We start from the raw sequence: 12,063 nt of genomic DNA on the forward strand, positions 1-12,063 counted from the left end.
TATCTATGCATGCAAACAGTGAAGCACTGAAGGAACAATTGGATGCTTTCGGTTCAGAATTAAAATTAGAGCTCAGCCCGGCGCTACCTAAAGATCGAGCAGTCGTGACTAAAGGCTTTGAGTTACTGGAAAATGCTCAAGTAAAAACGTTTAATGAAACACTACTATCTGGTTCCGTTTGGACATATACAGAAACATATGAAGTAGGAATTGATCTTGATTTCCCCTCCTTCAGTACGTGCTCTTGTTCTCAAGAGTCTTGGTGCCCTCATAAAATTGCCCTTTTTTTTCAAGCATATCAAGACATCGAGACGGCAGCAAAATGGTTGGAGGATTGGCTCTCTTCAAAAGCCGAGTTAACGGATATTCCTGGGGTCATGCGAGCGAGTGATCTATTAAGCCATCGAGTAACAGCGCAAGATGGGCCGAAAGCTTGGATGACAACCGTCCATCGAATAATCCAAAAAAAGCTGGCGTTTGATGTGATTCAAGCTAATCCTTATGCGCTTGAATTTGAAGGAAGAAAAGTGCTTGAAGCGTTGTTGAAACAAAAACCGTCGAAGCGTGAATGGCAGCCGCTGTATGAGTTATATGTTAACTTTGGCCTGTTGACCTACATGATGAAGCTATTTAATGATTCAAACATCTCTCCAGAAATATGGCAACGGTCAGGGGCCTCCTTTTTATACTATTTAGTGGAAGAAGCTGCGGATGCTGCCGCAAGCATGAGTGTCCATGCCCTTCCTTTTGAGTTTGACGATTACATTCACTATTTACAGCAAGAAACAGCCAACATCATCTCTCCTAAGTGGCATGTATTTGAGGAGCAACGAATCGACCTTTATCGTTATTTATGGAATGATCTGTTCAAACGAGAAGCGTGGCGAAAAGAGGAACGCCTACGGCTGGAGCAATTGACTAGACCACCGAAAGATGTCGCTCTGTCGATCGCTTATTTGCACCAGCTTCTACTAGCGAACCAGCTTGAATTATTTGCAAAAGTAGCGTCTGAGCTTGAGGAGGATGCGCTTGAATATTATATGTTTTGGTTACATGATGTGTTTTCTGCCAAGCAATATGAAAAAGTGCGCGTATTAATCACATTACTTGAACAAAAACTAGAAGCTTATTTACAACACCTCGGAGATAGCTTTCATTGCCGCCGGTTTGTCAATTGGCTACTCACCTATTGTGATCGAGAATGGTTGATGATGAAAGAGCCGCTACTCTATCGAAGCTTACTAGAGCGAATGCTTCCATATAGTTATTCTGAATTAAGTATGTATTTATTAACTATGGACCAAGTTCAAGAATGGGTCGAGCTGCAATCATGGGTTGGTTATGACTTAACTGAGCTAGATCATGTCGGTTTAAAAGAAGCGCAAAAATCGGCGCCGCAAGAAGTACTTCCACTCTATCATCATGGAATTGATTTATTAGTGAATCAACGCAACCGAGATAGCTATAAAAAAGCGGTCCGCTATTTAAAACGACTGCGCACACTATACAAAAAGTTAAAACGTACCGACCGCTGGGAACAATATGTAACGGCACTATTAGCAGAAACGAAGCGTTTGCGAGCGTTTCAAGAAGAGTGCAGAAAGGGTAAGCTGATCGATGGTTAAAACGAGAACAATGATGATTCATATGACCTTGACAGAAAATAAACAGTTCTTTCTCTATGCAGAAAATGAATCTAGTCAGAATATCCCACCTGAACAATGGGTGAAGCAGCTATTTTTGCGACATGACGAAAGCTTCTACGGTTCACGCTTGCCTCACACTGTCTATGAAGGTAAGCATGGTGTATTACTTTCGCCGTGGCACTGGGTCACTTTATTTCAAAGCGAACAATTTAATCGCTTCATTCACTGGGAGTGGAATGAACTTGGTCACTTCAGCTTAGCCGCTGCTCCTGTCTTATATGAAACGATCATCGATGGAGAATTTTCCCCTGAATTTAAAGAAGAAGAGATCATCTGGAAAGTGCCCGATGTCGTTTGGGATGAATTCTCCACTACCTTTTGGGATGAGCATGTGTTAGATGTGAGCAACCGCGAGTTGGTGACAATGCTATTCCAACACTGTGCCGAAGAAGTATTCAATAATATGACGAACCAACACCTGCTGCACCAACTGACAACGACTGCGTTAACGGCTGAGGAATTGAATCTCTATTTTGACAAGGCTCGCTTTCGTGAATGGATCGGCACAGAAGAGAGCGATACCCCTTTCCATATCGGTCTTCGCTTAACGGAGCCTGCCGAGGACGGAGAGGATTGGGCGCTTGAAACGGTGCTCATTCATAAAAAGAAAGAGGAGAAAATCTATCCTCTCACAGGAAGAATACCGAAAACGTGGACACCTTTTTTAACAGAAGTGGATGAGGAGAAAGCTCGTTGGCTACGAGTCTTTCCTTGGCTTGAAGAACATGGAGAGCTACGAACACGGCTTTCAGAGGAAATGGCTTTTTTATTTCTAACAGAAGCAAGTGAGAAATTGATGCAGCTCGGCGTTCATATCTTGTTGCCTTCTTGGTGGGAGTCGATTCGTAAAGCCTCGCTGTCGTTATCTGCGAAGGTGTCGTCACAAAGCGCAAGCCATCGCCCTTCCTTCGTTGGATTGCAAGCGATTGTCGATTTCAACTGGCGCTTATCGATGAATGGCGCGGAATTGTCCGAAGATGAATTCACAAAGCTCACGGAAGAGAATCGTCGGCTAGTGAAAGTGGATGGCGAGTGGATTCAACTCGATCCAGAGATGGTACGAAAAATTCAAGGTCTGATGCGGAAAGCGAAGAAGGAAGGCTTGCGCTTACAAGATTTGCTTGAGCAAGAGTTAGCGCCCGAAGAAGAGACACCAACGGATGATTTCGTTGATCCACGTCTGTTCGCGCAAATTCAAATCGATTTAAATCGTTCGTTCAAAAAAATGATCGCCCAACTAAAAGACGTATCAACAATTCCGCTTGAACCAGCTCCAGCCAAGCTAAATGCCGAGCTTCGTCCGTATCAGCAATTTGGGATGAGTTGGATGCTGTTTCTCCGCTCCTGTGGCTTCGGTGCTTGCTTAGCGGATGATATGGGACTTGGGAAAACGATTCAGTTGATTTCATACTTGCTTCATGTCAACGATCGGGAACAAATGGAGGCACCTGCTTTAATCATTTGTCCTACATCGGTACTCGGCAACTGGCAAAAGGAATTAGAACGATTTGCTCCTGATTTGCGCGTGATGCTTCATTACGGAAGCAATCGCGAACAAGAAGAGGCGTTTCAAGCGGCTGCTCGCAATGTGGATGTCGTATTAACCTCTTACGGGCTATCTCATCTTGATTTTGACACCCTTTCATCGATTGAATGGAGCACGGTCGCCTTAGACGAAGCACAAAATATCAAAAATGCCCATACAAAACAATCGAGAGCGATTCGGAAGCTGAAAGGGAAGCATCATATTGCCTTAACGGGAACACCGATGGAAAATCGCTTATCAGAACTGTGGGCGATCTTTGACTTTACGAATCACGGCTACTTGAACAGCTTGCAGCAATTTCAGAAAAACTATATTGTGCCGATTGAAAAGGATAGCAACAAAGAGAAAGTAACGATGCTCCAATCGAAAATCCGCCCATTTTTACTACGCCGGACGAAAAAGGACCCAGAGGTGGAACTGAATTTACCGGATAAGCTAGAGCAGAAAGAATATTGTCCATTGACAGTGGAGCAAGCGGTGCTATATGAACAGCTCGTTAATGAGACGATGGAACAGATCAGCCAGCTATCAGCCTTTGAACGGCGCGGACTGATCTTGCAGATGTTAAATAAAATTAAACAGCTATGTAATCATCCAGCATTATATTTGAAAGAGGACGTACCGAACCATATCGTTGAACGCTCCGAGAAAATGAATAAGCTGATGGAGCTGATTGAAAACATTATCGAGCGACAAGAGGCTTGTTTAATTTTCACTCAATATATTGGGATGGGGGAAATGATTCAGCAGGAAATTGAAAAGCGCTTCGGTTTCTCTGTTCCGTTTTTAAACGGAAGTACTTCTAAAGAGCAACGCGATCAGCTAGTGAGGAAGTTCCAAGAAGGCGAGTTCCCTGTCTTTTTGCTTTCGTTAAAAGCAGGAGGCACTGGGCTGAATTTAACAGCGGCGAATCATGTCATCCATTATGATCGTTGGTGGAATCCTGCCGTGGAAAATCAAGCGACGGACCGCGCCTATCGAATTGGGCAAAACCGCTTTGTTCATGTGCATAAAATGATTACGACAGGAACGTTAGAGGAAAAAATCGATAGCATGCTTGAACAGAAACAGGCGTTAAACGATGAAATCATTAGCAGTGACCAATGGATCACCGAATTATCCGATCAAGATTTACAAGCCCTATTAACATTAACATGATAGATAGCCGGTTCTTGAGGAGAAGAACCGGCTATTACATTTGAGGCTGTAATGGAGATTCTGTTTTGTTGCGCAGAGCTTTTCAGCTTGATACGAGGAGATTCGTGGTCGTTTATTAACATAGAATTGATTGATTTTGTGGTTGTTCTTCGAGGTAGCGTTGTTCTAATTTAGCAACTCTTTCTTCTAATTCGCGGATTTTTACTAAGGCTTTTCCGAAGCGGTATGTCATTTCTTCTAATCTTCTCTCATATGTCGATTCAGATTGTGGCATCTGCTTTTCTCCCTTTATGGTATCGTCAAAATCGGCAACATGTCAGCCTCTATTGAATCATTACGCTTTTTGTCTAAGAAACGAATCGTGTTAACTAGTACTTCTGTCGCGTATACTCGCTTGCCGTCTTTATCGTCATACGTGCGAGTTTGAATCGTACCGAGCACGCCAACGAGCGAACCTTTTCGACAATACTTGGCCGTATTCTCAGCAGATTTGTTCCAAACGGTGCAGTAAATAAAATCAGTCTGTGATAGTCCCTCTTGATTTCGATATGGACGATTCACAGCCACCGTCATATTTAACAAAGCTCTACCGTCTGCTGTAAAGCGTACTTCGGGGTCCTTTGTCAATCGACCAACAAGTGTCACCTGATTAATAATCGTTACTCCCTCCCTTCTCTTAAGATGGCTTTATCATACTCTGAAGTCTCAAATGAAGTAAACTTGGGATATTGGACATTTATCTTCTCATTTCGTACATCCAAGCGCTCTTTTAACTCATAAACTAACAGTTCCTCTATGCTAAACGTAGGAAATCATTGATTTTTCATTTTTTAGAAATCTACTCGTTTGTTTTGGTCATTAGTCAAATCATGCTATAATTTGATTAAAAATAGAAAGGAGCTATACCTTTCATGAAAACCTTTAAAATAGCAGGATTTTTTATAAATGAATCTGCTCAGTTGCACGAGATTAAGCTAATCGATGGCTTAATCATCAACAAAGAAGATGAAAAACACACATGGCTAATTGAATTATTTGTGAGTAAAGATTATGAAGAAGTATTCTCCGATTATCAAAAACGAGAAGGTGAATTGAGCGTACAAATACTCATTTCCCACCCAAACAACGACCCAGCGATCTTTACCGCCGAAATGAGAGGTATGAAAACACTCGAAAATGGCATCACGGTCCTCCTTGAAGGAAAGCTCTAAAAAGGAATAAAAATAAGAGCCACTCCAATTCATGGAGCGGCTCTTTAATGTATATTGGAGGAGACCAGTTCGTCTTTTCCAGTTTCAAGCGTTTGTTGAAGCTTTTGAATAATATATTCAATATCCTGCTTACTATAAGATCGGTTGGGTAGCTCTTGATCATAGACATGATAATAAAGAAGAGCGGCAATCGTTAATTCTTTTTCGTCAGCTGGACTTAATTGTTCTTTTTTTTTAACTGAGCTGTTAAAAAGTCGATGTAGAATTTCGCTTCCGCTTTATAGGAATAGTCGTAATCTGTTCCTAGCTCTTTCTGTAGTTGATCAAGTGTATCGATTTGTTCAGGCGTTGGCACTTCTGATAAGATCTTTTTCACCACTTCGTTAATCTTCACTGCTAACTCTTCATGAAACTCAGGGCTAGATTTGATTTCATCATTCACTTTGTCGTACCACGAAGAACTAGTGCTAATATATTTTTGCCATTCTTGCATAAAGTCTTCAAATTTATAAGCATTCTCATCCCATAATATTCTCGCCATATAATGCTCAAATGCCGTCGTAATTGAACGTGTGATACTTATTTTAATTCCTTGTGATAAGTCGCTTAACATTTACAATAAGTACCTCCTAGAATGTCCTAGCTGAACTTCAATAAATTGATAATATCTTCTACTTTATCACACTGCCCAAGAGTTGACAAAGTTTTTTTCCCAAAACAAAAACAGGGGATCGTTCCCCTGTTTTACTCATCTTTATTATCCGCATCCTGCATATCATTTGTGTCTTCGATCGGATCTTCCGCTGGCGTATTATTATCTTTCGTCATATCACCATCACCTGGTACATTCTTGTCTTCCGATTCCGGATCATGCTCATCGTGCATTCCCTCGTTCACATCTTCGTTGATATTATTATTGTCTTGTTGCTCCATATTACCTTCGTCATTCACTGGGTTGTCATTATTAGCTGGCTCATTGTCAGTGCCACACCCTACTAACAACATGGCCATTAAAGCCGCTCCTCCTACCCATTTCAAAAATTTCTTGTCCATCATGAAAGCTCCCTTCTTTTTTCAATATCTGTACATAGCCTTCCCACCTCTTTGAAAAATATTCAAAAAAAACAAGCAGCGATAAGCTACTTGTTCTTTATTTCAATGCAAATGTAATTTCTGCTTCACAAGCTAATTCACCATTGACTGTCGCAACGGCTTTTCCTTTGCCAATCACGCCACGGAAGCGAAGCATTTCCACTTCTAATCGCAATTGATCACCTGGGCGAACTTGACGCTTAAAGCGACATTGATCAATCCCAGCAAAAAAGGCAAGCTTTCCACGATTTTCTTCTTTGATTAGCATCGCAACTGCTCCTACCTGAGCTAAAGCCTCCACGATTAGCACGCCAGGCATGACTGGGTAATCAGGAAAGTGACCGTTAAAAAATTCTTCATTCGCTGTTACATTTTTAATACCGACCGCTCGTTTTCCTTCTTCGACTTCAAGAATTTGATCAATCAGTAGAAATGGATAGCGATGCGGAATGATTTCTTTAATTTGCTGAATGTCTAACATATAATTTCCCACCTTAAAAAAAGCTATTATATAAAACTTCCACTAAATGAATCCATATTTGGGGATTAAACACTTCGAGTGGATGTCCCCCACCAATCACACTGTAGCCAATGATTGCCCCCATCGTAGCAGCGGCCCACAAAAAAAACATAGTCACAATAAAACGTCCAAAAGGAGTTAACTGTGTTTTTGTTTGCGTTCTTTTCCTTTGTTCAGCCAATACACTCAATCCCCTCTAGCGTACGCCGTTAATAAGCCCCAGCATTTGGTCGGCTAGCGAAATAGAGCGAGATTGGAACTGGTAGGCACGTTGGACGTTTGTCAAGTCAACCATTTCCTTCCCCATATCAACATTTGATTTTTCTAATGTGCTTTGTTGTAAGGAAATAACTCCGCGATCGGCATTTATTAAGTTTTGCAAAATTTGATCTTCCGGAACAGCTGGATTGTCAGGAAGCGTTAATAAATTCGATCCTTTTTGTTCTAGGAACTGTGGCTTGTTGATTGTTACCACTCCTAAATTAAACGTTTGATCGCCTGCACGAATGCGACCATTCGCTTCTAACGTGATCGGCCCATTGTTCGGATTAAAAGTGATTATTTCGTTATTTTCATCTAATACAGGTCGGCCCTCATTCGTCACGAGCATCACTTCATCGTCATTGACTGGTGTAAGTGAAAATGCCCCATCTCGTGTATAATGAACTTTGCCTTGTCCATTTTCTTGTACAAGCACTTTAAAGAATTGCTTTTCTTTAGAGAAAGCAAAATCAAGTAGACGTTCTGTCGTTTGCAAATTTCCTTGTGCTCCAACCATTTGAGACTGAGCAAGCTTAGCTCCTGCCCCAACTCGAATGCCTGCTGGCGTTAAGCGACCGATGTCATTTTGACGCATATTATTGACATTTTGATTAATTAATTCAGTGAAAGTCGCTTCACGTCTCTTATAGCCAGTTGTATCGACGTTACTAATATTATGGCTAACAATGTCTAGTTTTTTCTGTAATTGACTTAATGTATTAGCTGATGTAATCATCGTCTGATTCATACCCATTTCCTCCTGAGTTAATTCACTCGGCCTACTTCATTAGCAGCCTTTTCCATGCTGCGGTCGTAAGCAGTTAATATCTTTTGATTGGCTTCAAATGAACGATATGCAGACATCATATCTGTCATTGCACGAGCAGCGTCTGTATTTGATGCCTCTAAAAATCCTTGCTGGAAGCGAAATTGAATATTATTTTGTGTATACGCATTAGGAAGTGCCCCATTCTCTAAACGAAACAGTCCATCTCCCTGTTTAATTAACAAGTTCGGATTTTCTGCGTACCCAAGTCCGATTTGACCAGCTACCTGCCCATTTTCTATAATTTGTCCATCTTCTGAAATAACAAACTCATCAGAAGTGAGTTGAATGCGGTTACCTTGAGGGTCAAGAACATATAAGCCACTCGCTGTTGTTAAATATCCGTCTGCATCTTGCGTGAAATTCCCGTTACGTGTATAACGTTCTTGTCCATCGGCCCCTTGAATCGTATAAAAAACCATGCCCGCTTGATTCGTTTCTTCATTGACTGGCATATTTACATCTAGCAAGGCGACATCCGTCTTCAATCCCGTTTCCCTTAAATCCCCTTGGATAAACAACGGCTTCGTTTCTTGCATATACACGCCCGTGCCAAGAGCTCCAATCGGTTGAGTAGCAGTAAAGTTTGTCTTATTTTTTGTTGGTATAGATGATTGATCCATCCGCTGCAATAGCATTTCAGGAAATGCCCGCAGAGACGACTGATCTGCCTTATAACCAGGTGTATTCGCATTAGACACATTATTTGTTAACATTTCTGTGCGACGCTGTTGAGCGATCATTCCAGAAGCCGCTGTATAAAAACCACGAAACATTTTTCCACCTCAATTATCTTTATATGATTTATTTATTATATCATCATTCAGACGAAACGATAGGAATAATCCACAAGAACGTCAGTCGATTTTTTTACGGATAAAAGCGAGATGACCTCTGCATCTCGCTTTTATCCATTCAATTATATTAACTTCTTTTTAGAGATTCTATCTATATTCTCAAGCATTAAGCCCGTACCGATTGCCACACAGTCCATTGGATTATCTGCCACTAATACAGGTACCTTTAACTCCTCCGCAAGAAGAGTGTCAAGGCCGTGAAGAAGAGCGCCTCCACCTGTTATAATAACCCCGCGGTCGATAATATCCGCTGACAATTCAGGAGGTGTCTGCTCTAGTACATCTTTCGCAGCTTGTACAATGACCGCAATCGACTCTCTCAATGCCAATTCAATTTCTTTTGAGTGAACAGTCAAAACACGCGGAAGCCCCGAAACCATATCGCGACCGCGAATTTCCATCTCTTCATTACGACTATCTGGATAAACAGTAGCAATATTCTTTTTAATATCTTCTGCCGTTCTTTCCCCGATTAACAGCTTATATTCTTTCTTAATATAATTAAGAATTTCCATATCAAAATTGTCACCAGCCATTTTAATGGAAGCTGATGTCACGATTGATCCCATCGATAATACGGCGACATCTGTCGTCCCTCCACCGATATCTACCACCATATTTCCGCTCGGCTGGAAAATATCCATACCTGCTCCAATCGCCGCCACTTTTGGTTCCTCTTCTAAATAAACCGTTTTACCACCGCTTTTTTCTGCCGCTTCACGAATCGCCTTTTGCTCAACGCTCGTAATGTTTGTCGGACAGCAAATTAAAATGCGTGGCTTGGACATAAGCCCTTTTACATTTAATTTATTCATAAAGTGTTTAAGCATCGCTTCTGTAATATCAAAATCCGCAATAACACCATCCTTCAACGGACGAATGGCAACAATATTTCCTGGTGTTCTTCCGACCATGCGATGCGCTTCTTCTCCGACAGCGAGTACTTTATTTGTTGATTTATCAATTGCTACAACGGAAGGTTCATTTAATACAATTCCTTGACCTTTCATATGAATCAAAACATTCGCTGTTCCTAAGTCAATGCCAATATCTTTTGAAATCATTCAGGTAGTCCCCTTTTCATCAAAACTTTTTTATTTATTTTGCTACATTGATATGTCAATTTTCACATAATACGAATTTTAGTTTCCCAATTTTTTATTTTAGCACATTTTGACTAAAATTGAGGGAGATTTGTAAATTTTTTATGTCTTGAGCATGATTTCTCCAGCTTAAAGACTCGATTGATCGTCTTGTTCAATACTTTACAAAGTGATATATTAAAAAATCCGCCAATAGTGGCAGATTTATCTTTCTATGAGTAGACGAGCAATTCTCTCATTGAACCGCTTCTTCTTTAGCATACTTCCTTTTCGTTGCTTCCCCGCCGCGAAGGTGCCGAATCGACTTGTGATATTCAAGAATAGATTTCACGCGCTGAGCTAATTCTGGATGAACCTCTGGCAATCGCTCGGTTAAGTCTTTATGAACTGTACTTTTCGACACACCAAACTCTTTGGCAATCACTCGCACTGTTTTTTTCGTCTCCACGATATACTCTCCGATCTTGATTGTCCTCTCCTTGATGTAATCGTGCACACCGCTCGCCTCCTTCATTGGATGTGAGACATGTGAAATGAGACTCGCTTTCGCTTGAATGTAATCATATTGATCCGTATGTGGCACCTCACACGGAGCTTTGTTCGGCAACTAGTCTGCTCTGAGTGCTAATAGGTATTTTTTCGTCTAACGATCCCTCACCTCAAACAATCCCTTTTTCTTTGTACAGGTATTATTAACACTATATGATATTGTTTACAAAATATTCTTAGTAAAATGATTTAGCTGTTGGCATGTATGATTCCGTCGATTTTCCCAATTGATTACGCTAGAAAACGGTAGCAACGTAAAAAAACAGCCCATTATGAGCTGCTTTTTTCTTCTAATGATTGTTTTTGTTCATCTCCGCTATCCGGCGTTTCGACATTTTCTGTCTCTTCTGTATCGCTTGTTTCATCTGTAGCTTCTGTATTGTCCGTTTCTGATGTTGTTTCTTCATTTGACATATCAGCTTCTTCGATCGCTGACAGTGGTTTACCGAAGAAACTGTCTGGGTTTAAAGCCATTTGGTCTTTTCGTACTTCGAAATGGACGTGGATGCCTGCCTGTTCGTTAAACAAGCTTTTTCCTGCTTTCGCAATGACATCACCTTGGGAAATCGTGTCACCTTCCGCTACTTTTATATCCTTCACAGACTGATACGTTGTGACAATTCCATCGGCATGCTCAATTTCAATCACATTACCAAGCAAGGAATCTTCCATTACTTTCGTTACTTTTCCACTGAGAGCAGCAACGACGTGAAATGTTTGATTTTCTTTCATGCCAAACGCGATGCCTGTATTCGGCTGATACGTATTGTTATAGATGACTAAAGAAGCTTCTTGCTCTTTTTCAGATGCACTCTCTTCGTAAAAGCCCGTCTTGACAACTACTTCATCTGCATTCTTCACTGGCTTAATCATTTCTTCTACAGTAGAATTAACTTCTTCCGCCGGCTCATCAAATGCTCCTTCATTGAACATACCTTCTTGCGGCTCAAATCCTTGCTCGTTGTCTACTCCAGCCATTTGGTACCAGATAATCCCTGAAATTAATAGTGCGGCACTCATTAAATAGACAGCTGGAAATACCCAACGTTTCTTGAAAAATTGCTGAATTTTTTGGGGGATTGGTTTCTTTTCTCCCTTTCTCATGTTCATCACCTCAGCAACCAGTGTGAACAGATTACTACAAAACTATACATCATCATTTGGAAATTTTTTATTTTTCCTCAAAACGTAAAAAAAATGCCACAAAGCTCAAAAAAGTTCAAAATAAAACGTG

General features: G+C 41.0%; 14 protein-coding genes. 3 read left to right on the forward strand and 11 right to left on the reverse strand.

The genetic code is table 11. The features are described from left to right. The first annotated feature begins 5 nt into the window (after positions 1-5). Both ACSVDJ_RS17340 and ACSVDJ_RS17345 read left to right on the forward strand, forming a co-directional pair. Positions 6-1,625, forward strand: a complete 1,620-nt coding sequence (locus ACSVDJ_RS17340) for a hypothetical protein (protein ID WP_439167562.1) — start codon at positions 6-8, stop codon at positions 1,623-1,625. Then, on the forward strand, positions 1,618-4,410 hold the full coding sequence (locus ACSVDJ_RS17345) for a DEAD/DEAH box helicase (RefSeq protein ID WP_439167564.1): 2,793 nt from the start codon (positions 1,618-1,620) through the stop codon (positions 4,408-4,410). The genes ACSVDJ_RS17340 and ACSVDJ_RS17345 overlap by 8 nt, the downstream gene beginning before the upstream one ends. Positions 4,411-4,525: 115 nt before the next feature. Here ACSVDJ_RS17345 and ACSVDJ_RS17350 read toward each other — a convergent pair whose 3' ends face one another. Then, complete coding sequence (locus tag ACSVDJ_RS17350; protein WP_439167565.1) at positions 4,526-4,684, reverse strand: hypothetical protein; 159 nt, start codon at positions 4,682-4,684, stop codon at positions 4,526-4,528. Between the two features lie 14 nt (positions 4,685-4,698). Next, a complete protein-coding gene (locus ACSVDJ_RS17355) occupies positions 4,699-5,067 on the reverse strand; it encodes a single-stranded DNA-binding protein (protein ID WP_439167929.1) in 369 nt (122 codons plus the stop codon). A gap of 254 nt (positions 5,068-5,321) precedes the next feature. On the opposite strand from ACSVDJ_RS17355, the gene ACSVDJ_RS17360 reads away from it, so the two are divergent. Then, the gene (locus ACSVDJ_RS17360; RefSeq protein WP_439167566.1) at positions 5,322-5,621 is read left to right on the forward strand and encodes a YwpF family protein; all 300 of its coding nucleotides are present in this window, start codon (positions 5,322-5,324) and stop codon (positions 5,619-5,621) included. Between the two features lie 217 nt (positions 5,622-5,838). Here the strand turns inward: ACSVDJ_RS17360 and ACSVDJ_RS17365 are convergent, their stop codons facing one another. The 9 genes from ACSVDJ_RS17365 to spoIIQ all read right to left on the reverse strand — a co-directional run bounded on the left by ACSVDJ_RS17365 (position 5,839) and on the right by spoIIQ (position 11,933). Then, a complete protein-coding gene (locus ACSVDJ_RS17365; protein WP_439167567.1) occupies positions 5,839-6,234 on the reverse strand; it encodes a hypothetical protein in 396 nt (131 codons plus the stop codon). Positions 6,235-6,365: 131 nt separating this feature from the next. Further along, positions 6,366-6,677, reverse strand: coding sequence for a hypothetical protein (locus tag ACSVDJ_RS17370; RefSeq protein WP_439167568.1), 312 nt, complete (start codon positions 6,675-6,677; stop codon positions 6,366-6,368). Between the two features lie 94 nt (positions 6,678-6,771). Then, entirely contained in the window at positions 6,772-7,194 is a 423-nt protein-coding gene (fabZ, locus tag ACSVDJ_RS17375; RefSeq protein WP_095480873.1) for a 3-hydroxyacyl-ACP dehydratase FabZ, read from the reverse strand. Positions 7,195-7,207: 13 nt separating this feature from the next. Continuing rightward, the gene (locus tag ACSVDJ_RS17380; protein WP_439167570.1) at positions 7,208-7,414 is read right to left on the reverse strand and encodes a DNA-directed RNA polymerase subunit beta; all 207 of its coding nucleotides are present in this window, start codon (positions 7,412-7,414) and stop codon (positions 7,208-7,210) included. Positions 7,415-7,429: 15 nt separating this feature from the next. Continuing rightward, positions 7,430-8,242: a flagellar hook-basal body protein gene (locus tag ACSVDJ_RS17385; RefSeq protein ID WP_439167571.1), complete on the reverse strand. Its 813-nt coding sequence runs from the start codon at positions 8,240-8,242 to the stop codon at positions 7,430-7,432. A 17-nt stretch (positions 8,243-8,259) separates the two neighbouring features. Continuing rightward, entirely contained in the window at positions 8,260-9,096 is an 837-nt protein-coding gene (locus ACSVDJ_RS17390; RefSeq protein WP_439167572.1) for a flagellar hook-basal body protein, read from the reverse strand. A 143-nt stretch (positions 9,097-9,239) separates the two neighbouring features. After that, positions 9,240-10,241, reverse strand: coding sequence for a cell shape-determining protein Mbl (mbl, locus tag ACSVDJ_RS17395; RefSeq protein WP_439167573.1), 1,002 nt, complete (start codon positions 10,239-10,241; stop codon positions 9,240-9,242). Positions 10,242-10,515: 274 nt separating this feature from the next. After that, positions 10,516-10,776 carry a sporulation transcriptional regulator SpoIIID gene (spoIIID, locus tag ACSVDJ_RS17400; protein WP_141212772.1) on the reverse strand — a complete coding sequence of 87 codons (261 nt, stop codon included), beginning with the start codon at positions 10,774-10,776 and terminating at the stop codon, positions 10,516-10,518. Positions 10,777-11,099: 323 nt separating this feature from the next. Then, the gene (gene spoIIQ / locus ACSVDJ_RS17405) at positions 11,100-11,933 is read right to left on the reverse strand and encodes a stage II sporulation protein SpoIIQ (protein WP_518619531.1); all 834 of its coding nucleotides are present in this window, start codon (positions 11,931-11,933) and stop codon (positions 11,100-11,102) included. Between the last annotated feature and the right edge of the window lie 130 nt (positions 11,934-12,063).

The organism is Bacillus sp. Hm123, assembly GCF_051842975.2.
Lineage (GTDB): Bacteria > Bacillota > Bacilli > Bacillales > Domibacillaceae > Bacillus_CE.